The sequence below is a fragment of the Brevibacillus reuszeri genome, assembly GCF_002897295.1.
GTDB classification, from domain to species: Bacteria; Bacillota; Bacilli; order Brevibacillales; family Brevibacillaceae; genus Brevibacillus; species Brevibacillus reuszeri_A.
Genome location: NZ_BEXF01000002.1, coordinates 80155 through 102811, shown reverse-complemented (window position 1 = coordinate 102811; position 22657 = coordinate 80155). Strand labels below are relative to the sequence as shown.

The 22657-nt window shown below is 48.2% G+C and carries 20 protein-coding genes and 2 riboswitches; of the genes, 12 read left to right on the top strand and 8 right to left on the bottom strand.

Annotated features, from left to right (window positions below; all coding sequences use genetic code 11):
* Positions 1–33: 33 nt before the first annotated feature.
* Positions 34–1668: a M20/M25/M40 family metallo-hydrolase gene (locus C3B52_RS03620; protein WP_103104743.1), complete on the bottom strand. Its 1635-nt coding sequence runs from the start codon at positions 1666–1668 to the stop codon at positions 34–36.
* Between the two features lie 59 nt (positions 1669–1727).
* Positions 1728–2468: an IclR family transcriptional regulator gene (locus C3B52_RS03615; protein WP_103104742.1), complete on the bottom strand. Its 741-nt coding sequence runs from the start codon at positions 2466–2468 to the stop codon at positions 1728–1730.
* 262 nt (positions 2469–2730) lie between these two features.
* Between C3B52_RS03615 and C3B52_RS03610 the strand changes: the two genes are divergently transcribed.
* Together C3B52_RS03610 and C3B52_RS03605 are read left to right on the top strand one after the other, a co-directional pair.
* Positions 2731–3495: a dimethylarginine dimethylaminohydrolase family protein gene (locus C3B52_RS03610; RefSeq protein ID WP_103104741.1), complete on the top strand. Its 765-nt coding sequence runs from the start codon at positions 2731–2733 to the stop codon at positions 3493–3495.
* 192 nt (positions 3496–3687) lie between these two features.
* Positions 3688–5097: an amino acid permease gene (locus C3B52_RS03605; RefSeq protein ID WP_103104740.1), complete on the top strand. Its 1410-nt coding sequence runs from the start codon at positions 3688–3690 to the stop codon at positions 5095–5097.
* A gap of 61 nt (positions 5098–5158) precedes the next feature.
* On the opposite strand, the gene C3B52_RS03600 is transcribed toward C3B52_RS03605, so the two are convergent.
* Together C3B52_RS03600 and C3B52_RS03595 are read right to left on the bottom strand one after the other, a co-directional pair.
* Positions 5159–6478: a D-arabinono-1,4-lactone oxidase gene (locus tag C3B52_RS03600; RefSeq protein WP_103104739.1), complete on the bottom strand. Its 1320-nt coding sequence runs from the start codon at positions 6476–6478 to the stop codon at positions 5159–5161.
* Positions 6466–7653 (bottom strand): amino acid deaminase/aldolase, encoded by a 1188-nt coding sequence (locus tag C3B52_RS03595; RefSeq protein ID WP_103104738.1) that lies wholly within the window; start codon positions 7651–7653, stop codon positions 6466–6468. Before C3B52_RS03595 ends, C3B52_RS03600 begins: the two co-directional genes overlap by 13 nt.
* Positions 7654–7931: 278 nt before the next feature.
* Positions 7932–8031, top strand: a riboswitch (purine riboswitch).
* 56 nt (positions 8032–8087) lie between these two features.
* Here C3B52_RS03595 and C3B52_RS03590 point away from each other — a divergent pair.
* Positions 8088–9521: an NAD(P)/FAD-dependent oxidoreductase gene (locus C3B52_RS03590; protein WP_103104737.1), complete on the top strand. Its 1434-nt coding sequence runs from the start codon at positions 8088–8090 to the stop codon at positions 9519–9521.
* 83 nt (positions 9522–9604) lie between these two features.
* Here the strand turns inward: C3B52_RS03590 and C3B52_RS03585 are convergent, their stop codons facing one another.
* Positions 9605–10018, bottom strand: a complete 414-nt coding sequence (locus tag C3B52_RS03585) for a MarR family winged helix-turn-helix transcriptional regulator (protein ID WP_103104736.1) — start codon at positions 10016–10018, stop codon at positions 9605–9607.
* Positions 10019–10267: 249 nt separating this feature from the next.
* Positions 10268–10885, bottom strand: a complete 618-nt coding sequence (locus C3B52_RS03580; RefSeq protein WP_103104735.1) for a DUF3298 and DUF4163 domain-containing protein — start codon at positions 10883–10885, stop codon at positions 10268–10270.
* Between the two features lie 166 nt (positions 10886–11051).
* Here C3B52_RS03580 and C3B52_RS03575 point away from each other — a divergent pair, with 166 nt between their 5' ends.
* The 7 genes from C3B52_RS03575 to C3B52_RS03545 all read left to right on the top strand — a co-directional run bounded on the left by C3B52_RS03575 (position 11052) and on the right by C3B52_RS03545 (position 18972).
* Positions 11052–12527, top strand: coding sequence for a methyl-accepting chemotaxis protein (locus tag C3B52_RS03575; protein ID WP_103104734.1), 1476 nt, complete (start codon positions 11052–11054; stop codon positions 12525–12527).
* Between the two features lie 85 nt (positions 12528–12612).
* A riboswitch (SAM riboswitch) is annotated at positions 12613–12725 on the top strand.
* 202 nt (positions 12726–12927) lie between these two features.
* Entirely contained in the window at positions 12928–13956 is a 1029-nt protein-coding gene (locus C3B52_RS03570; protein ID WP_103104733.1) for a BMP family lipoprotein, read from the top strand.
* A 107-nt stretch (positions 13957–14063) separates the two neighbouring features.
* Positions 14064–15593: an ABC transporter ATP-binding protein gene (locus C3B52_RS03565; protein ID WP_103104732.1), complete on the top strand. Its 1530-nt coding sequence runs from the start codon at positions 14064–14066 to the stop codon at positions 15591–15593.
* Positions 15568–16638, top strand: a complete 1071-nt coding sequence (locus tag C3B52_RS03560; protein WP_103104731.1) for an ABC transporter permease — start codon at positions 15568–15570, stop codon at positions 16636–16638. The genes C3B52_RS03565 and C3B52_RS03560 overlap by 26 nt, the downstream gene beginning before the upstream one ends.
* On the top strand, positions 16625–17539 hold the full coding sequence (locus C3B52_RS03555; RefSeq protein ID WP_103104730.1) for an ABC transporter permease: 915 nt from the start codon (positions 16625–16627) through the stop codon (positions 17537–17539). Before C3B52_RS03560 ends, C3B52_RS03555 begins: the two co-directional genes overlap by 14 nt.
* 43 nt (positions 17540–17582) lie before the next feature.
* Positions 17583–18245, top strand: a complete 663-nt coding sequence (locus C3B52_RS03550) for a sulfite oxidase-like oxidoreductase (protein ID WP_103104729.1) — start codon at positions 17583–17585, stop codon at positions 18243–18245.
* Position 18246: 1 nt separating this feature from the next.
* Positions 18247–18972: a nucleoside phosphorylase gene (locus tag C3B52_RS03545; RefSeq protein ID WP_103104728.1), complete on the top strand. Its 726-nt coding sequence runs from the start codon at positions 18247–18249 to the stop codon at positions 18970–18972.
* Between the two features lie 47 nt (positions 18973–19019).
* Here the strand turns inward: C3B52_RS03545 and C3B52_RS03540 are convergent, their stop codons facing one another.
* Positions 19020–19346: an ArsR/SmtB family transcription factor gene (locus C3B52_RS03540; RefSeq protein ID WP_103104727.1), complete on the bottom strand. Its 327-nt coding sequence runs from the start codon at positions 19344–19346 to the stop codon at positions 19020–19022.
* A 35-nt stretch (positions 19347–19381) separates the two neighbouring features.
* Positions 19382–21124 carry a SulP family inorganic anion transporter gene (locus tag C3B52_RS03535; protein WP_103104726.1) on the bottom strand — a complete coding sequence of 581 codons (1743 nt, stop codon included), beginning with the start codon at positions 21122–21124 and terminating at the stop codon, positions 19382–19384.
* Positions 21125–21416: 292 nt separating this feature from the next.
* Between C3B52_RS03535 and C3B52_RS03530 the strand changes: the two genes are divergently transcribed.
* Together C3B52_RS03530 and C3B52_RS03525 are read left to right on the top strand one after the other, a co-directional pair.
* Positions 21417–22016 carry a glycerol-3-phosphate responsive antiterminator gene (locus C3B52_RS03530; RefSeq protein WP_103104725.1) on the top strand — a complete coding sequence of 200 codons (600 nt, stop codon included), beginning with the start codon at positions 21417–21419 and terminating at the stop codon, positions 22014–22016.
* Positions 21994–22656, top strand: a complete 663-nt coding sequence (locus C3B52_RS03525; RefSeq protein WP_103104724.1) for an HAD family hydrolase — start codon at positions 21994–21996, stop codon at positions 22654–22656. Before C3B52_RS03530 ends, C3B52_RS03525 begins: the two co-directional genes overlap by 23 nt.
* Position 22657: the final 1 nt, after the last annotated feature.

Below are 22657 nucleotides of genomic sequence, written 5' to 3'. Positions count from 1 at the left end.
TTTTCTACCTTCTAATAGAAGGAAAGCGATCTGTTATTTCGTTACATGCTCGCTCTTTAAAAGAGATTGAATGCAACGTGGCAGCATGTCCATCAATGTATCAAACGCATAATCGACGTCGAGGCGCTCTGTCCACTGGTGGGCGTCACGTCCGACAGGTCCCAGATTCAATACAGGCACGTCGAATGCTTCAAGCTCCTGCAGGGGAATGGAGTAACCATTGTCCCAAAGCGGCATATTCGCAACGAGTGGCTGCATGGATGCTGCCGGGTATTGAAGGCCGACGTAGCTGAGGTCAGAGATCCCGCCAAAGTAGTTTTGTTTAACCAGTGTGACTTGGTGCTGGTCGCGTGCATAGCTTTCCATTTCCGTAGAAATCCGCTTGATCAATGGATGGTTGCGAGAGCTGACAGCCGGGTAGAACGGTGGAGCAAAGAACAGGATCATCATCGGAGACAGCTCTTTACAGAGAATCGCCAATTGATCGACCAGCTCGATAGTCGTATCACGATCATCCTTGTCATTGCGGTTGGCGATGACATCGGCTTCTAGCTGCTTCAGCTTTTCTTCCCCGTGAGTTTTGAGTGCATAGGCGTACAGCTGCTCATAGGTCATCACGGAGATAGACAGATCACGCGGGTTGAACGGTGCAAAATTCGCGAATTGGCTCGCATGCTTGATGTAGTTTTCCTTGATCCGATCTGCTACATTTCTGGCTGCGTCAAGAAGGGGCTCTACGACTTCTTCCATGCGTTTTTCCAACAGGAACAGATTGAACAGAGTCACTGCGCGATGAGGAATTTGCACGGAATACTCTTTTTTCAAATCCTTCTGGATGAGGTTCGTTGGCGGTGGAGAAGCTTCTCCCTCTACAACCTCGCAAAAAGAGGTATTCAGCTCCAGCTCACAAGTAATTTGGGAGGCCATATAGTTTCCGTTCAAGCCAGCAAACGGCTCACCTACGTGCGTTTCTTTTCCGTAGCAAAGGAACCCAGGCAATACTTTTCCGATAGAGCCTGTGTACAAGTATTTATTTTGGTCGCCTGGGTAGCGTGTAAACATTGGCTCAGAGTTGAGGACAGTCTTATACTCCAGGTCAAATTCCTCAGCGATTTTCAACAGCTCTGGTACAGCTGCACGCATTCCAACGGAGTTGACCTCCTCATCAGGAACGGTCAATAACAGAATGTTTCCATCAAATTCTCCAGCAATCGCTCGCTCGATCATCGACATATGCAGAGTCAGACCGCATTTCATATCCATCGTACCGCGGCCAAACATCCAGTTGCCGCTACGCATGTCTTGTTGTACTTCCGCAGGCATATCTGCCTGGTTTTGGTGGAAAAGAGGAGTCAAGGTTTTAGGATCAAACGAGTGCTTTTGCCAAGCACCGTAGTCTTCTACATCCACAACATCAAAATGGCTGACGAGAATGATTGTGTCGCGAACGCCTTCTTTTTTAACCAAGGCAGTAACAAAATGACGATCATCTCCGGTTGGATTTGCGCGAACATGATCCGGGTTTGCTTGATAGTAGGGCAGGGTACGCAGCTGCTCCACTACATAGCCAGGTAATTCCTTCTCTGCGGCTGACCCGGTAACGCTTGGAATGTTAACCAGATTGCACAGAAGATCAACTAACTGTTCTTTTGTCTGCCATTTTTGCATGATGTTAGCCTCCGTTTTCCGTATAGTGAAAACTCTTTCCGCTTGGTGGGTAAAAAAATTTAGGATAACGCTCCGATTTTGTGCGAGATTTCCATGGCGCTTTGCTGAGCTTTCTCAATCAGCGTAGCCAAAACCTCATCGGTAATTCGATAGCTAGGTACTCCGATACTCAATGCGCCAACCACCTTCTGGTTATAGCCGAGAATTGGTGCGGCGACAGAAGCGGTTCCTTCTGTTTTTTCACCATAGCTGGTGGCGTATCCATTGCGCTTGATCTCAGGCAGGCGGTCCAATAGTTCTCGACGCTTGTCTGGATCTGATACCAGTGCCGAAACGATTTTCTCCGCTTCCTTTGGTGCCATATTGGCAAGGATGGTTTTGTTTGCAGCTCCGATGTGCAGAGGAATTCGCTCGCCCAGGTTATCGATGATCCGAACGGTCATGGAGCTTTCCACGCGCTCGACGATGATCGAGTCAGCGCCGTTCGGAATGTTCAGGTAGACGGTTTCATTCACATCTGCCGCCAATCGTTCCATGACGGAGCGTGCAACGGCGCGGGTGTCAATTTTATCCAAAAGACGCAACCCGATTTCCATCCACGTATAGCCTACTTTGTAATGCTTGGTTTCCGGGTTTTGCATAATCAGTCCATATTTCATCAAGCTGCTGATTAATCGATGCACCGTGCTTAGAGGCAGTGTCGTTTCCTCAGCAATTTCTGAGATTGACCAATGCGGCTTACTTTCGTCAGAAACCAGCACTTGTATGATGCTCATCGCTCGGTCAATAGATTGTACCAACGTATTTCCCCCCTGGCTTTCTTTTGCAAGAGTACGGCTTGGAGATGCCTCGCTGGCCTTTTCAAGTAACAATCTATCAGAATACTTTCACAGAATCAACATAATTTCATGCGGATAAAATTCCGTTGACAAAAAATTTAAAACTATTTTACATTAGGAGTGTGATTTTGAATAACAGAATAAATTTCGTATTGTGGAAAAATAGAAAAATGTATACGCTTTAAACTACAAACTTGTGCCAAGAAGAAGGGAGCTACCTATCATGAAATTTTCACGCGCGATCGTAAAGAAACCAGCAGCCAGCTACGTTAACGGTCTTACTACATCAGATTTGGGCACGCCAGATTTTGCACTTGCGCTTGAGCAGCATGCCGCTTATGTAGAGGCATTGAAGCAGGCAGGCTTGGAAGTAACTGTTTTGGAAGCAGATGAGCGCTTCCCTGATTCCACATTCGTTGAGGATACTGCAGTTTTGACTGAAAAATGCGCAGTGATTACTAACCCTGGTGCAGACAGCCGCAACGGTGAGATCGAGGATATGAAAACGGTTATCCCGCGTTTCTACGACACAATCGAATACATCCAATCGCCTGGTTTCCTTGATGGTGGCGATGTTATGCAAGTAGAAAACCATTTTTACGTAGGTCTTTCTACGCGTACGAACGAAGCGGGTGCGATTCAGTTCCGTGAAATTTTAGCCAAGTACGGCTATGAGGTTACCATCGTCCAACTGGAAGAATTCTTCCATTTGAAAACGGGTATTGCTTATTTGGGCAATAACACAGTCGTTCTCGCTGGCGAATTTGTAAATTCCGACACCTTCAAAGACTACAAGCACATCGTTGTTGAAAAAGAAGTGGAGTATTCTGCTAACTGCATCCACATCAATGACTATGTGATTATTCCAAAAGGCTTCGAGAGCACCAAAAAACAAATCACGGAAGCAGGCTACAACGTAATTGAGCTGGAAATGTCCGAGTTCCGTAAACAAGATGGTGGGTTGAGCTGCCTGTCCCTGCGCTTCTAGTGCCGGGCAGTTCCCCCGCTTTATAAACAAACCTCTATCGAGGCTACCTTAAGGAGGAGCGGCCGCGTTTTCGTGGTGAGTTTCCCTGCGTATAAGAATTCATAAGCGCATGATCGTTTATGAATTCTTATACGTAAAAAAAGATTGCGCTTACATTTTTCCGTCAACCTGCCATGGAAAGAGAGGGTTCCTATGAATACGGGAAATGAAAAAGATAAAGAGCTGCAACGTTCAATGAAAAGCCGCCACTTATTTATGTTGTCGCTGGGTGGTGTGATCGGAACGGGACTGTTTTTGAATGCCGGCTTTACCATCAATCAAGCTGGACCAGGAGGGGCTGTTGTCGCTTATATCGTCGGGGGTATTCTCTTGTACCTCGTGATGACATGTCTGGGAGAGCTTTCTGTAAAAATGCCTGTAACAGGCTCCTTTCAAACGTACGCTACCAAATACATTGGCCCGGCAAGCGGATTTACGCTCGGTTGGATGTATTGGCTCGGATCAGCGACGACTGCGGGTGTAGAGTTTACCGCTGCAGGGATGGTCATGCAAAGATGGTTCCCGGATACACCGGTATGGATCTGGTGCGCCGTGTTTATTATTTTGCTCTTTGTCTTTAATGCACTGACAACCAAAGGCTTTGCGGAAACCGAATACTGGTTTGCGGGAATCAAGGTATTGGCCGTGCTTATCTTCATCGTTGTCGGAATAGGGGCTATTTTTGGATTTGTCAGCATGGAGGGCAGACCAGCGCCATTCTTGTCCAACTTCACAGCGGACGGGGGACTCTTTCCGTTTGGAATCACGATTGTTTTTGTCACGATGATGAACGTCGTGTTCTCTTATCAGGGCTCTGAATTGATCGGGATTGCTGCGGGTGAAACAGAAAACCCACAGAAAAACATTCCTCGTGCCATTCGCAACGTCGTTTTCCGTATTCTCATGTTTTATGTTGCTTCCGTCATGATTTTGTCCGCTCTCTTTCCTTCTAGTGAGCTGGGACTTCTGGAAAGCCCGTTTGTTACGGTTTTTGATGCTGTAGGAATTCCGTTTGCTGCAGATATCATGAACTTCGTCATATTGACAGCGCTTCTTTCTGTAGGGAACTCTTGCCTATATGCCGCTACGCGCTTGTTGTGGGCACTCTCTCACAGCGGAATGGCGCATCCGGTTTTCGGCAAGTTGACCAAACGCAGAGTACCACTTAACGCCTTGCTTGCTACGCTTGCCTTCTCGCTGTTATCGCTTCTGACTAGCGTGCTTGCGGCAGATACCGTATACGTATTGCTCATGTCTGTCTCGGGTATTGCTGTTACCTTTACGTGGATGGGGATTGCTCTCTCTCAATTCAACTTCCGCCGCCAATATTTGCGAGAAGGTGGTAAAATAGAAGACTTGCAGTTTGTTGCCCCGTTTTACCCCGTGATGCCAATCTTATGTCTCGCATTGTGTACGTTTATCTTGCTTTTCCCAATTTTTGATGCGACACAGCGATTTGGACTGTACTATGGAATTGCCGCTCTGGGCGTTTTTTATCTCTACTATTACTTGCGCTACGGTCGCAAGAAGTCAAAACACCCGAATATACCGACCCAAGGATAAAGGAAGACGAAACCAAAAAGCCTCCTACCAACTGTCAAAGCTGGTGGAGGAATTTTGGTTTTTAACGGGAAATCCCAAACAGACGGGCTAAATAGTCATTTACGAACAATCCTTGTGGATCGAGCTTGGCACGCAAATCCAAGAAATCCTGTAATCGCGGATAAAGCTGGTGCAGTCTTTCCGCCGTCATGTTGTGCATTTTTCCCCAGTGCGGACGTCCTTCATAGCGGGCGAAAATCTCCTCCATACGAGCGAAATAGGCTTGATAGGGCATTCCTTTGTACATATGAACCGCGATAAAGGCGCTTTCTCGTTCATAGGCGGGACTGAGCCAAATATCGTCTTTGTTTACGTAACGACATTCCAATGGAAAATGAACGGCAAATTGCTCTTGCTCAATCGCCTGGTGCAGCTCTGCAATGATATCCTTCATATGGGCAGCAGGGACGGAGTACTCCATTTCATAAAAGCGGACCAAGCGCGGGGTAGCAAAAAGCTGATGACTAAAGCCGCTTTCTGTAACAGAAGGGACGCTTTGGGCAGATAATCGGCTAATACGCTTGGAGAGGGAGGGCATCAGGCGACAGCTCTCTGACAAGCACCAGAATAGACCGTTTTCAATCACCATGGTCTTCCAATAGGTCCATCGGTGATTGCCACTTGGAGGGTCATTCGTCTCGTCCATGAATTTTACTTGAACAGTAGGAGAGTAGGGGAAGGTGAAAAATTCAAAATGACGGTGCTCGGTTTTGAACGTATCGAGAGAAGAAAGACAATCGTCTAGCGGCATACGGTAGCTTTGATAACGCAATCGGTACGCAGGGAGGACTCGCAGCTTGACCTGCACGATAATCCCGAGCAGTCCCAGTGAGACGCGCATCGCTTTGAAAAGCTCAGGCTGGGTATCTGCGGAGCATTCTACGACTTCACCAGCTGCGGTAACGACCGTCAACGCGATCACCTGCGTAGAGATGCTTCCGAGCTTGATTCCTGTTCCGTGAGTCCCTGTGCTGATGGCTCCTGCGATGGATTGGGAGTTGATATCACCCAGGTTTTCCTGAGAATAGCCTTGTTGGTGCAATAGCTCTCCGAGTGCTTTCAGCTTGGTACCCGCCCATACCTCGATCGTATGCTGCTCGGTATCGACATGGTGAAGACCTTGAAGAAGATCCAAAGAAAGCAGGCAGTCATCTGTCTGGACTAATGGGGAAAAGGAGTGGCCTGAGCCAACGACACGTATACGAGTATTGTTCTGGTGACACTGCTTGACGACGGAGATGAGGTCTTCCAGGCTATTTGGCATGACAAACTGCTGTGGGTAGCTGGATACATTTCCTGTCCAATTCGTCCAGCGTTGTGTTCCTTTTTTCATAGTGAGCATAGGCCATCCCCCCGATATGTGGTTGCTTCCTCGACAATTTTTCCTCCTGAAACACAATACAGACGTGTAAATCGCTCGCAAAGCTCTCCTGCTTTTGCGTGGCGGAAAAAGATAGGATCGCCCAGCTCTAGCGTTTCGGTGCCGCGGTAAAAAAGTGGTGTTTGGACTTCACCCGCTCCTTCATTGGTGAGAAGACGGGCTTCCTTAGGGAGATAAGGCTTTGGTAGACGATCTTTCCCGGCAGAGCCTGAAGCGATATAACCGCCACCAGCGCAGGTGTAAATGTGAGGGGTAGGTGTGCGGACGATTTCCAGTGCGAATCCGGCAGCAGGCTGAAAGCGAAAATCCTGGTAATAGTCGAATAGACCTGGCGAGTAAAACCCGGACCCTGCCGTCAACTCGGTAACTGCGTCCTCCTTGCCTGTCAGATGCAGGCTGCCCGTACCTCCACCATTCACAAAGCGGGGACGTACACCCATCTCGTGAATGGCCTGCACGATAGCAGCACGTCGCTTAGCAATTTGCCGGATGGATTGCTGCTTGAGCATCCGGATCACAGTGTTTTTCAAAAACTGGCAGGGATAGCGGTCGCCCACCCCGGCGATTTGCGCCTCGTACCCCATGATTCCGTCCAGATACAAATAATCTGAGGAGGCGACCTGGCGAGCGACAGTAAGCGCCGCATCCAAGGATCGAATCGATGATCGCCACACGCCAAAATGAAAGCCGAGCCAATCCGAGGACATATCCATGTCCAGGCAAACGGGAATTCTGACCTGCTCCCTGCGTGCAATTCGTTCCAGATGCTGTACATGTGCAGGGGAATCGATCATCAGTGTGATGTTGCGGCCGCTCGCTATTTCCGAGGAAAGCGCAACAATCCAGCTCTCTTCCCAGATCGGATAGCCCATCAGCAGGTCATCGAGGCCAGCAGCGCACAGATGCAGTGCCTCCGGGGCTGAGTAGCACATAATCCCGGAATAGCTTTCGTCCAATTGCAAAAGTCGCTTGAGAATGGATACGCTGCGCAGTGATTTGCTCGCAATGCGAATCTTTTTTTCATTGCTTTGCAGTACGATTTGCTCAGCATTTTCTTCAAGCAAATCGAGATCAACGAAGGCAAACGGCTTTGGAATACCAGCAAAAACAGACTGATAATAACGATAGTCCCGCATGTACACGCCTCATCCTTTGTGTATGTCATCGCCAGTAAAAATATTTTTGTAAAATTGTATTTATTCAATCTTTTGTTTTTGTTTCCTGCCAAAAGAATGGAATGAAAGATGCTGCAAACCCGAACGTTCGGAAATAATGTTCGTCTTTTGCGGTAAATATATCTCGTTTAAGATCGATTTATACCCATTATCGCTCATAACACGAACGAATTTGATAATTCATATTGACCTGATTCAGCTTGTGCGCTACAATAATTTTTGTTGTGCAGTACGTAACTGGCTAGATGAATGATACGATTCGTATATCCTCAGAAATATGGTTTGAGGGTCTCTACAGGGAACCGTAAATTCCCGGCTACGAATGGGGTTTGTTTATTGACATACCCTATTCGTCAGCCGGGAATTTTTGCATGCTTACAAGGGGGAAATGTACCGTGAAAAAGTATGATGTGATCGTTGTAGGAGCAGGCCCAGCAGGGATTTTTACATGCTATGAGGTAACGCGAAAAGCACCGGAGGCAAAGGTGCTGCTCATTGACAAAGGACACGATATTTACAGCCGTCGCTGCCCGATTTTGGAAGAGAAAATCAAGCTCTGTCCTCCTGCCGCAGGGAAAAAGGATTTTGCTGGCTGTCTGCCGGCCTGTTCGATCACCAGTGGATTTGGGGGCGCAGGCGCATATAGTGACGGAAAATTCAACATTACGACTGAGTTCGGCGGGTGGATGACCGATTATTTGAGCCCGTCTACTGTCCTCAATCTGATTCAATATGTAGATGAAATCAATTTGGCGCACGGTGCTACTGAGTCGATTACCGACCCGACGACCGAGACGATCAAAAGTATTGAGCAGCGCGGATATGCAGCAGGGCTAAAATTACTGCGTGCGCAGGTGCGTCACTTGGGAACGGAGCAAAACCTGGAGATTTTACAGTCCATTTTTGAGCATTTAAAAGAGCGGATCGACATGATGTTCAAGACTGAAGTAGAGGACATTATGACGGTAAAAGAAGAGACTGGCCATAAAGTGACGGGAGTTGTGTTGAAGAACGGGGAAGAGTTCCACAGTGATCATGTAGTGATTGGTCCTGGACGTGACGGTTCCGCGTGGCTGACGAATATTTTGAAAAAACGTCGCTTGAAGATGTACAACAATCAGGTCGATGTTGGTGTGCGGGTAGAGACGTCCGATGTGGTCATGCGCGAGATCAACGAGCACTTGTACGAAGGAAAATTTATTTTCAATACTTCGGTAGGGACACGGGTACGCACATTCTGCAGTAATCCATCTGGTCACGTTGTGGTAGAGAACCATAGTGGTGTCATGGCGGCAAATGGTCACTCCTATAAGGACCCGGCGCTCGGTTCCCCGAACACCAACTTCGCGCTGCTCGTATCCCATACGTTTACGGAGCCATTCGACAAGCCAAACGAGTATGCAAGAGAAATTTGCAAGCGGGCAAATGATTTGTCCAACGGAGGCGTCATTGTGCAAAAATACGGCGATATTCTCCGCGGACGCCGTTCTACCGTATCCCGGATCAAGGAAGGCTTCCTGGAGCCGACCCTGAAAGAAGCGGTACCTGGAGACCTGGGACTTGTGCTTCCATATAATACGATGAAAAGCTTGATCGAAATGGTCGAAGCGCTGGATAAAGTCACACCAGGAATCGCCTCCGAGCACACCTTGTTCTACGGCGTAGAAGCCAAATTCTACTCAGCTCGTCCGAAGCTGACAGAAGAATTCGAGACAGAAATCAAAGGCTTGTTCTGTGGTGGAGACGGAGCAGGAATCACCAGAGGATTGGCTCAAGCAGGGGCAGCAGGCGTCTGGATGGCAAGAAATGTAGTCAAACGTTTGGGTTAGATGAAACGGAAGCATTCATGATAGAGAAGAAGGCTTTTTCTCGGGGCATAATTGTTCCGGGAAAAAGCCTTTTTCCTATGCTTTTAAACTGAGCTCAAATTATCATTCATCTTTTTCAGGACACGATTGAAAGTCGCCAGTTCCTCTTCATCCAAATCACGAAGCGCGACTGTCTCCAGCTCACTGGCAGCCTGGAGCCATTCCGGGAAGCGCTCAATCGCTTGCGGAGACAACGAAACGTAGCGCTCGCGCTTATCATCGCCTTCCGAACGAATAATCCAGCCCATCTCTTCCAAACGAGTCAATGTCCGTGTAATTGTCGGAGCTTCGACATTTAAATAGTTGCTGAGCTGCACCTGTGTGAGTGCGCTGCGATAGTGCAGACACAAAATAATACCCCATTGTGAGCTGTAAAGACCCATCGGGGACATAATTCCATTTAATGTTTTACTAAAAACTCTAGCTGTTTGACTAATCTTATGTCCGTAATGATGCATAGATATCATACCTCCGGGGAGCTGGTCAGATATATATGATAGACTTGATTGCTTAAGTAAATATGTACAAATATCATACTAACAGCTCGGAGGATATAAGTAAATGTTTATTCGATTGGAGCAAGATTGTATTTTCTTACAAATGGAAAACGCACGGACGGAAGACTTGTCAGCACTGGGCGCAAAAAAACGCTGATGCCCGTTGTATCATCGCACCAGCCTGAATGGTAATGAAAAACGACCTTGAAATCAGTCAGCAGCCATAATACTGAGTGGTCCGGTTTCGTTCATGATTGGCTCGAGATCGTAGACGGAGATGGGGAACATGGGGAAACCAACATAGTAAGGCGTTATTTCGTACAACTGAAAATAGATGACAAGCGCTTTGTCAGCGAGATAGAAATCCTGGTCGGGCTTAATCGAAGTAAATCCGTTCAAGGTAGGGATATTGCGCTCTTTGATTTGCAGCTTGATGTTATCCGAAAGAACCTTGACATAGTCGCTTCCGGGCTTGAACAGGTCACGCAGCGTGTATAGCTTGCCTGTCTGAATATCTGCCGTAACCGAACCCATAAATGTCATGCCATGTGCCATTTGCGGAGTATAGGCATAGTTATTCAATGTCACGCTGAAGATGCCTCTCTCATTGCTTTTGATCTCGAAGCTACCTTGCATCTGTGTGTTGCCGGGTACCTGAACACGCTGCTGCTCATGGATCAGCCCCTGAACGGTTTGGAGGATTGCCCTGTTTATATCCTTTTCTGCCTGCTGATTCGCGAGTCCAGCGAGCTGTGGATAGTAAATGGTCGTGTTTGGGCGGGAGATGGTACGTGTCAGCACGGTGGCTGGCAGTTGGTTGAGTTCCACTTTGGTTGTTCCTTTCGTTCTTGATTGGAAAAAATGTTTGGTTACATCAGCCTATTCCAAATTATTTTTGCTGTTCTTACTTTTTTCACATATTTGGTTATAAAGTTCGACTTATAATGGAGAAAGATGCCGATATAAATAAAAACGGAAAAAAAGGAGGGCGATTATGGTTCAATTGGTACGCAATACGCTGACTAATAAAGAAGGCTTTATGATTTTTATCTTATGGAATCATCTGTGGATGGCAGGACTTATTGCTTATTCGACTGGCGTAGAATTTTGGAAGCTGACATCGGTTGGGCTGCTGATTACCTTGATCGTGTCACCGCTTTACTTCATTCGAAAAAACAGCCATATCATTCGATATTTAGTGGCTGTTGGATTCATGTACTATGCGATAACCTTTGATCATTTTACGACCTATGAGGAAGTACCTTTTCTTGCATTTATAGTAATAGGTTTTTTAGCAGCGTATTTGGACTGGAAGCTGGTCGTTTTTACTGGGGTTGTCCAAATAATTTTGTCGGTAGTTGGCTTTTATACCGGTACATATGAGATTTTTAGTGGCAATTTTGATGAAGTGAACATGGTTCTGCGCATTGCCGCGATCCTCATGATGATGGGGGCGATGACCTATCTGTGTCTGGCTGGACAAGCCTCTCTGAAAAAAGCGAATTCTGCTCGTCAGGAAGCCGAGGAAAAAGAAAAGCGTCTGGAAGAGATGCTGGGCCAAATCCAGTTGATGACCGACCAATTAGATCGCACGACCGAACACGTCCATGAGCATGCAGAAGGCACGAAGCGCAATACAGACGAAATGATGATCGCCTTTAAAGAAGTAGCGACAGGCATGGAATCACAGGCAAACTCTACGGTGAAGATCGAAGAAGAGGTGCAGTCGATTGATGCTGAGATCGTAGCAGTGACCAACCAGGCGAATGCAATGAAGAGCGAATCCGATCACAATAACCGTCGTCTGACTGACAGTGTGATGATGATGAATGAGCTGTCTCTGCAAATGGACCAAATCGTACAGTCGGTAAATGTAGCAGCTTCGACCATCCATCAGCTTAATCGTCAAGCCAACCGCGTAGAGGAAATTGTAGGTGCTATCAATCAAATTGCAACACAGACCAACCTGCTGGCGTTGAATGCTGCCATCGAATCGGCACGTGCGGGTGAGCATGGACGCGGCTTCGCAGTCGTTGCTGATGAGGTTCGCAAGCTGGCTGAACAAAGCGCCACAGCTACCCAGGAAATTAGTGAGATTCTGAAGGTGCTGCACCAGGAAAGTGAAAATGCAGTGCAGCAAATTGGTAGCGGAGAAGCTTCAGTTGCCAAAGGACAGGAGCTGGCAGTAAAAACAGTTGCTTCTATTGAAGCGGTGCGGACGGGAATGGTTGCATTCCTGGAGGCGGCTGATCAAGTGCGCTCCAGTATGGACCGGGTAAAAATGCGTTCCGGTGAAGTGGCAGTAGAGATGTCGACCATAACCGCGGTAACGGAGGAGTCGGTGGCGAATCTGGAAGAGCTTTTTGCTACCGCAGAAAACCAGCATCAAAAGGTGCGAGAAATTACCGAGGAACTGGGCGAATTAAATACGCTGTCCCATCGTTTGCAGCAGACGTTTCACAAAGAGTAAAAAAGACAGTTTGTAAGTAAAAAACAATTGCATTTTTGAACCGTTCTGCTAGAATAATCATCATTATAACTCGATAGATTCACCTACCTTATCTAGAGAGGCGGAGGGACTGGCCCGATGAAGCCCGGCAACCACTGTACGTGTTACAGTAAGGTGCCAATTCCTGCAAAACCTGACCATGGTTTTGACAGATGAGGAAGAGGACGGCCTCGGACGCAAACTCTTCCTCAGGGAAGAGTTTTTTATTTTATGCGAACGAGGGGGAATTTGCGAACAATAAAGTGAATGCGAAGTGAAATATTCGTAATTGCTATTGAAATTTTAGTCCAAAAGACGTACATTACGTATTGGAATAGAGAAAAACGATCGAAGTGTATAGATAGGAGAGGGAGAAGACACCATGAAAAAGTTGTTATTGGCTTTGACCACATTTGCGGTATTGGCAGCAGGCTGCTCGGCAGGCGGAAATGCACCTGCAGATAAACCAGAAGGACAGGCAACAGGACAAGAGGGTGCAGCGAAAAAGCGAATTGCACTGATCCTGCCAGAAAAAATCGGGGTAAACCCTTTCTTCCAACAAATGGATGAGGGCGCGAAAAAAGCTGGACAAGAGTTCGGTGCAGAGGTGAAAAGCATCGAGTCCACTGACCATGGCGCGATTGAAGAAAACCTGCGTGTAGCTGTAGCAGAAAATTATGATTTGATCATCACTTCTTCTTTTGAAGCAGAGGATGCACTGAAGAAGGTAGCGGCAGAAAACCCTGATCGGAACTTTGCGATTATCGATACAGTAGTAGATTTGCCAAATGTTCGCAGTGTAACGTTCCGCGAGCAGGAAGCAGCATACCTGATGGGGGCAGCTGCAGGCCTGGCTACGAAAACAAATAAAGTCGGTATGGTAGTAGCAATGGATATTCCGCTTTTGAAAAAATGGACAGGCGGCTTCCAAGAAGGGATGAAAGCGACAAATCCTAACGCAGAATTCCTCGTGAACTATGTAGGCAGCTTCTCTGACCCGGCAAAAGCAAAAGAAATGGCGCTCCTGCAAGCTTCTAAAGGCGCTGACTTTATCAACGGAGCAGCAGCAGTAGGCGACCTGGGCGTTTTCGAAGCAGCGAAGGAAAAAGGCTTCTATACAGCAGGACAAGACGTTGACCGCACGACAATCGACCCTGAGCACATCGTGTTGTCTCAGCTAAAAGGTACAGACGCAGCAGCGTATGAAACAGTGAAGGCGTTTGTTGAAGGCTCCCTGAAGCCAGGTGTAGTAACGTATGGCTTAAAAGAAAAAGGTGTGGGCGTGACGTACGTAACACATGAGAGCAAAACTCCACTGAACGCGTTTATCGGTCAGGAAGTAATCGACAAAGTAAAAGCGATCAACGATGAGATTGTAGCTGGAACGCGCAAAGTTCCAGACACGTTCTAAGAGAATACACACAGTGCATTGATGTGACCGACTACAGCTGTGTAGTCGGTCACGATTGTGTTAGCGGAAAGTTAAAGACGGCAGCACAGGATAAAGGAGGAGTGGGAATGGCCTATCGTCTGGAAATGAGGGACATGACCAAGAAATACGGAGATTTTATTGCCAACGACAAGGTGTCTTTCTCACTGGCTGCTGGCGAAGTACATGCAATCGTTGGTGAAAATGGAGCGGGCAAAACGACGCTGATGCGGATGCTGTACGGCATGGAGCAGCCAACCTCAGGCGATATCGTACTAGGCGACAAAAAGGTTGCTTTCCGCGGCCCAGAAGATGCTATCCAGAGCGGAATCGGAATGGTTCATCAGCACTTCATGCTGTTTGGAGAGTTCACTGTCACTGAAAACATTGTGATCGGATACGAGCCGAAGCAGGCGGGCTTTTTCAAAAGAAAAGAGGCAGTGGAAAAAGTACATGCACTGAGCGAGCAGTACAGGATTCCGATCGATGCACAGGCACAGGTGTCGAGCTGTTCCATCGGTGAGCAGCAACGGGTAGAAATTCTCAAGGTCTTGTATCAGGGAGCGGACATCATCGTCTTGGATGAGCCTACTGCAGTATTGACACCGCTAGAGGTTCGCGAGCTGCTGCAAACGATTCGCAATCTGGCACAGAGTGGGAAAAGTGTCATTTTGATCACGCACAAGCTCCAGGAAGTGATGGAGGTAGCTGATCGCATCACTGTTCTCAGAGGCGGAAAAGTGACAGGAACAGTTTCTCGAGAGGAAACGAATGTAGATGATCTGGCAAGGCTCATGGTTGGACGGGAATTACAGGAGCTGAGTGAGCGTATTGCTCTGGAGCGTGGCCCTTTACTACAGGTAGAGAATCTGACTGTTCGGGAAAAGCAAACCTTGCTCGATCAGGTCAGCTTTACCGTTCATCACGGGGAAATTGTCGGAATTGCTGGTGTTTCCGGGAATGGCCAGTCGGAGCTGCTGCAAGCGCTGAGCGGTCTTCGGACGGCAGGGGAAGGAAGTATCAAGCTCGGTGGCAAGGATGTTACCAATCAATCGGTTGCGACGATACGCAGCGCAGGCTTGGCTCATATTCCCGAAGACCGTTACATGTGGGGTACAGCAAAGCTCGAAAGCGTAGAAGAAAATGCATTGATGGGCTATCAGCGAAAGCCGGAATACTACCGCCGAGGAATCGTGAAGCGCGATGACTTTCGTCAGGTCGTCCGTGGCTGGGTCGAGCGTTTTGCCATTAAAACAGGCTCCAGACAATTGCAGGAGCTTGCGGGGAATCTTTCCGGGGGGAATCTGCAAAAATTGATCGTGGCTCGGGAGCTGGGACAGGAAACGCCATTTTTGATTGCAGCAGAGCCTACTCGGGGCGTTGATATTGGAGCAATGGAGTATATCCATCAAGCGCTAATCGAAAAACGGAATCAAGGAGACGGGATTTTGCTCGTGTCCTCCGAACTGTCAGAGATTCTCGCTTTATCTGATCGAATTCTAGTGATGTATAAAGGAAAGATTGCTGGTGAGCTGGCGCGTTCGGAAGCAACAGAAGAAAAAATCAGCGTGTTGATGGCAGGAGGAAGCGTTCATGGCAGCAGTCAAAGAGCTAGGTAAGTCGCTCGTTCAGCCTATTTTGGCGGTAGTAATCGGCCTGTTGACCGGGGCGCTCGTTATCGCTGCAGTGGGTGAATCGATTGTCGGTACCTACCAGGAGGTGTGGAAAGGAGCTTTTGGGAGCTTTTACTTTTTCACATCTACCTTGGCAAGGGCCACACCAATCATGTTAATTGCGCTTGGTCTTTCACTTGCCTTTCGCGCAGGGGTGTTCAACCTGGGGGCAGAAGGTCAGATGGTGCTTGGAGCGATCAGTGCCACGCTGGTTGCCGTTTATTTACCGGCACCGGGAATGATCAAGCTGGTTGCAGCTATCCTTACAGGTATGGCGGTAGGCGGCTTTTGGGCACTGATCCCGGGCTTTATGGAAGCTAGATTTCGCATTCCGCTGCTCATTTCCACGCTTTTGTTCAACTATATCGCAGTATTGTTTGCGAGCTATCTCGTGACCGAACCATTTCGTGACCGGACTGGCTCTGCTGCTTTGTCACAGACAGTGATGCTGGATAAAAGTGTTTGGCTGCCCAAGCTGTTTGCGGGCATGAGTGTACACGCTGGCTTCATTTTTGCCATCATCGCTGCACTCGTACTGTTTTGGGTCATTCGTTATACGCCGTTTGGCTATGAAGTGAAAATGCTCGGTCAAAATCCGCTGTTTGCGCAATACGGCGGAATCAATCGGATCAAGGTTATGCTGACAGGCATGTTTGCGAGTGGCGGTTTGGCAGGTCTGGCAGGAACTGTTGAAGTTTTGGGTGCTCATTACCGCTTTGTCGATGGTGCCTTAACGGTTCCTAACTTCGCCTGGACAGGTTTGATGGCTACCTTGCTTGCAAACTCCAATCCGATCGGGATCATTATTACCTCGATTTTGCTTGCTGCTTTCCAAACAGGAGCAATGGGTGTAGAACGAAATACGGATGTGCCATTGGAGCTGGCTAGTGTGATTCAAGCCGTGCTCATTCTGTTCATCTCGGCAAAATTCAGCTACGATTGGTGGAAAAAGCGGAAGACAAAAGGGGGAGAATCGCATGGAGCTGCTTGATTGGACCCTCGTCAGTTCTACCATTCGGATGGTAACACCGATACTGCTTGCTGCATTGGGCGGGGCGCTATGCGCGCGCGTAGGTGTTTTTAATGTAGGCTTGGAAGGGCTGGTGCTCGTCGGTGCATTTTCGGCAATTGTCGGGAACCATTTTACCGGGAATCTCTTCCTCGCAATCTTGATTGCCGCTCTTGCCAGTGTCCTCTTCTCGCTGTTATTTGCGTATATGACCATTCGCATGAAAGCAAACGAAATTGTGGTCGGTGTGGCGATTAACTTTCTGGCGCTTGGTCTGACAACATTTGCCTTGCGTGCGATCTTTGGTGTAAAAGGAGCGTTTTATGACAAGGACATGGCTGGATTGCCACGCCTGGACATTCCAGTGATCAAGGATATTCCTGTCCTGGGCGACATTTTGTCAGGACATTCGCCGCTAGTGTATTTGGCGTTTATCGCAGCGATATTGCTTTATATTTTCTTCTATCGTACTGTGACAGGCTTTCGTGTACTTGCTGTGGGGCTTAACCCGGTAGCAGCACGTAGCCTGGGCTTGAAAGTAACGAGCTTGCAGGTACTGGCTATCGTCATGTGTGGAGCTTTGTGTGGGGTAGCGGGTGCCCAGCTTTCTCTCGGACAGGTGACCATGTTTACAGAAGGCATGACTGCAGGTCGCGGCTTTATTGCACTCGTGGCGATGATGATGGGGCAGTCCCATCCACTGGGAATACTTGCGTCCAGCTTCCTGTTCGGTTTGATGGATGCACTAAGTATAAGGCTCCAAGGTTTTTCGTTGCCGACTCAAATTACTTCGATGCTGCCATATGTGCTGACGATTTTGGCGATGTTCTTCTTAAAGGACAAAGGTCAGGGCAGCGGCAACAATCAGCAAAGCACCCGCTGATTTGCAAGCGATAACGGACAGCAGGGACAGGGGGAAATGCGATATGAACAAGGCAGATCGAATTAAGAAAATGAAGATTCCGGCTATCGAACCGGCACTTGCCAAAAGACTGCCGCCAGGACAGATTTTGACCGAGCGTTTTCCCATTTTGCACGAGGGAGACGTACCGGTTTACGATATGAAGACGTGGACATTGCGGGTGTTCGGGGAAGTGGACAAGGAAGTCACACTTACCTATGAGCAGATCATGGACATGCCACAGGTGACCGTGACGAGAGACATTCACTGCGTCACACGCTGGTCCCGTTTTGACAATGCATTTACAGGAGTGCGATTCAGCGATTTCCTGCAAGCGATCGGGGTAACCCCGCAAGCGTCCTATGTCATGCTGCATGGTGACAATGACTACACAGCGAATGTAGCGCTGGCTGATCTGGAGCGAGATGATGTGCTTCTGGCGCATTCCTTTGACGGGGAGCCTTTGACAGACAAGCATGGCTGGCCGCTCAGACTGGTCGTGCCTCATCTTTACTTTTGGAAAAGCGTAAAGTGGCTGCGGGGAATCGAGTTTATAACGGAAAATAAGCCCGGCTTCTGGGAGCAAAACGGCTTTCATCTGATTGCAGATCCGTTCCGGGAAGAGCGGTTCTCAGGCGAAGCATTGCCTATCCCTGAAGATGAATGGGAGAAAAAGGAGTTTGATTAACATGTTGACGAATCTAAAGGTTGATCCAGCAGAGTTGCCAAAGCGAGTAATCGTATGCGGCGATCCTAAGCGTGCGGCACTGATTTCCTACAAGCTCGAAAATCAGCGGCAAATCGGGGAAAATCGTGAGTACCACAGCTATGCAGGAACATGGAAGGGCGTAGAGGTAGCAGTTGTTAGCCATGGTGTCGGTTCGCCGGGTGCAGCTGTGTGCTTCGAAGAGCTGGCAAAAGGTGGCGTAGAATACATCATTCGTGTAGGAACAGCAGGCTCGTATCAACGCGAAATCGAGCCAGGCAGCCTCGTGATCAGCTCTGCGGCTGTACGTCAGGATGGGCTGACTAGTCAGCTCGTACCAGCAGGCTTCCCGGCAGTTGCCAACCGCCGCGTCTCTGATGCACTTGTCGAGGCAGCCAAAGCTGATGCTTCTGGTTTGAACGTAGCAGAGGGTATTACCCTGACGCTGGATGTCTTCTACAGCGGCGTAGTGGAATTCCCGCACAAGCTGTACCAAAAAGCAGGCGTGCTGGCAGTAGAAATGGAAAACTCCGCCCTGTTTGTCATCGCTGCCTTGCGCGGAATGAAGGCAGGCTCGATTCTCGCAATCGACGGCTATGCCGACGCGGATCTGTTGGAGTCGTACAACCCTCACACAGATGCGATGGCAAAAGCGATCGAAGCCGAAGCATTGATAGCACTGGATGCAGTAATAGCTGTTTCCGAGTAAATAAGTATGCCCAGGACGAAAAAGTCCTGGGCTTTTCTATTGAGTGCTTATTCCTCGTTGAACCGATCGAGCATGGAGATGGTATCGATCAGGTGATTGTTAAAAATATGCCGAGCAACGCTTAAAAGCTCAATAATCATGGGATCGCGCAAAGAGTAGGTGACTTTATTGCCATCCTTTGTACCGTAAACGATGTTGTTGCTGCGCAAGACTGCAAGCTGTTGGGAAACAGCAGAGCCTTCGCTCCCGATCAGAGTTTGCAGCTCATTCACGTTTTTGTCGCCCTCTGCTAATAATTCTAAAATCCGAATCCGCAGAGGATGCCCTAATGCTTTGAAAAAGTTTGCCTTAAATTGCTGTAGCTCCAAATTCAACGAAAGGTTCCTCCGATCTAGTGGTAGTAGTGACGTTACGTCATTTTCTGAACGTGAGTGTCCTGCAACTGAGGCGCGGACAAGGTCATGCATTCTCGAAATGCGAAATGCTTGCATCCTAAGCATTTGTTAACGTCCAAACGGCTCAGTGCGAATTCAATGGCTTCTCCGGTATGAGCAAAAAAGTGTTGTTCACCCACGAGGGAATATAGCCTAGTGCGTTGCAAAACGTCCTTTGGCTGGGGCTGGATTCCAGAGATCAATACCGTTGTGTCCTGACTAGCGCATTGTCTTACGATCTTGGCCAAATTTGCCTCACCTGTCATATCCATAAAGGGGACATGCCCCATTCGGAGCAGCAAAGTGTTGGGGCGAACCGCAATGGTATTCATCAGGGAGCTTTCAAACAGATCCGCATCGCCAAAAAAGAGCGGTCCTTCAATCGTATAAATACTGATTTGTGGACAATCGTGGCTCTCAGTAACCATGTGAGGCATGACTTTTTCATGCTTGGAGCTAGGATCAGGCAATACCTTGGCTACTTGCAGGCTATCTCGCATCCGTTTGACAAACAACAGGACGGCTAGAACCAGACCAACCTCTACGGCAGTGGTCAGCGTCGTAAAAACCGTTAGAAGAAAGGTGATCAAAAGGACAAGGGAATCACTCGTTTTTGCTTGGAGAATATGCTTAAATTCCTTGCGCTCACTCATATTCCAGGCAACCAGCATGAGGATTGGAGCCATGCTTGCCAAAGGAATGTGAGACGCATATGGTGCTAGCATGACGAGAACAAGCATCACAACCAGACCATGAATGATTCCGGACATAGGTGAAACGGCACCGCTTTTAATATTGGTTGCAGTTCTGGCAATGGCGCCAGTAGCAGGAATTCCACCGAATAGGGGAGTCACCATGTTGGCAATTCCTTGACCAATCAGTTCCCGGTTGCTATTGTGGCGGCCTCGTGCCATACCATCGGCCACTACAGCAGACAATAAAGACTCTATCGCTCCTAGTATAGCAATGATTAGGGCTGGGCTCAGTAACTTTTGAAGTCGCTCAAGAGTTATTTCAGGAAAATGGAAGCTGGGTAGCGTACTGGGAATATCGCCAAAAGTCGACCCAATGGTAGCTACCTTCCCTTCAAAAAAGAGGACAGCAACGACACTGGAAATGATGAGTCCAACGAGAGAACCCGGGATGCTTCGTAGAAATCGGGGGGTAATCAATATAATGGCAAGGCACAAACAAGCGGTCCCTATGCTGTATAGATTGAAGGAAGCCAGATGGATGGCGATTTCTTTCATGTTGGAGAGGAAATCCTCGTGTCTTTGGACCTGCTGAAGACCGAGAAAGTTGGAGATCTGTCCTGTAAAAATAATAACGGCAATCCCCGCTGTAAATCCAATGGTAACGGGACGGGGAATAAATTTGATCAGACCGCCAAGTCGTAATACTCCCATGAGGACAAGCATAATACCTGCCATGAATCCTGCGATGAGCAGGTTTTCGTAACCGTACTGCATGACGATGGCAAACAAAATCGGAATAAAGGCACCAGTAGGTCCGCCAATCTGATAGCGGGAGCCGCCAAGCAAGGAAATCAAGATGCCTGCAATAATCGTAGTGTAAATGCCGTATTCCGGTTTTACTCCTGAAGCAATGGCAAAGGCCATGCCCAATGGAATCGCGATGATCCCTACAATGAAACCTGAAATACAATCCTTTTTGAATGCTTCCTGATTGTAGCCCTCAAATCTCCCGGCCCACTTCATCTCTGCAACCCTTCTTATCTTCGAATATTTGATTATTTGAATATAGATTGAATGATACATCCATTCCTCAATTTCCGTCAATTAACGCTTACACGATCTTTGCCCTTTTTTAACAATCGCTTTATGTTCCCTTAACGCTTCTGCAGTACCATTCTAACTAACAAGTGAAAAAATCCTTCGGTTGGAGCCATGGAGAAACCCCCGACAGCCTTTCCAAACACTTTCCTCGAAAGTTCTTTGGCATTGTCATGTCGCTGGGTTTTTTGTTTTGGACATAAGGAGGCGAATCCGAATGAATCAGGCAGAATTCAGAGCCAGACTAGCACAGACAAAGCTCATCGCTTCCGTGAAGGAGGCGAAGCATCTGGAAAAAGCAGCTGAAGCCAATTTGAGCGCAGCTGTGCTTTCGATCGGAAACATTGGCGTCATCAAAGGCTACGTGGACTTTTTCAAAAGCAGAGAGATTCCTGTTTTTCTACATCTCGATAGAATTGGCGGTATCAGCTATGACCGGGAAGGGATTGCTTTTCTCGCACATTATGTGAAGCCAGATGGCATCGTGACCACGCGCAACACACTGGTGAAGCTGGCGAAAAAGCAGGGCCTATTAACCATTCAGCGCTTGTTTTTGGTAGATAGCGATTCACTGAAGTCGGGGCTTCAATCCATACAGGATACGCAGCCAGATGCAGTAGAGCTGATGCCTGCTTTGTTGCCAGAGTATATCGAAGAATTCAGAAGCATGATTGATACTCCCATTATCGCCGGAGGCTTACTTCGTAAGCGGGAACAGATGGAGGTAGTGCTACAGCATGGAGCGACCGCAGTATCGGTCGGAAGTCCCTCATTGTGGAAGGAGAGTTTCATTAATGATTACAGTGTTGTTATTTGATCTGGATGGTACCTTGCTGGACAGCCGGGATGCTGTCATTGATGCAGTAGCGTTTACGGCGAACGAATATGCACCGGGACTTTTCAGCAGAGAAGAGCTCGTAGCGCGTTTTGGCGAGTCTTTTGACGATTTCCTCGCAGCGGTAGCCGCGGCGGCTGGTCTTCCTGACAAAAGTAAAGTGCTGCAAAAATACTTCGCTTTTGTTCGCCAAAATCATGCCCAGCATGTACGTCTTTTCCCATACGTTCGGGAGGGCCTGGAAAAGCTGAGAGACGCGGGATATGCACTGGCGATTGTAACCAACAAGCAACGCGAATTTGCTGTCGACGGATTGGAAATGGCGGAGATTGACCATTTGTTTGATGTGATTGTGTCTGTGGATGACGTATCGAGAGGAAAACCATCTGCTGAGCCGGTACAAAAGGCATTGGCAGAGCTAGGCAAACAGCCGACGGAAGCCATGATGATCGGTGACAGCCGATATGATGTGCTGGCTGCTGTAGGTGCCGGGGTTCAAGCGGTTGTTTTGGAATGGTACGGAAAAGAAGAATGGTCGTACGCGGTACCGGATTTTACGTACCCCAACTTTCAGGCGTTCGTCACTGAAATGCTCGCGGTAAAAACAGAGGGAGGGAGATGAA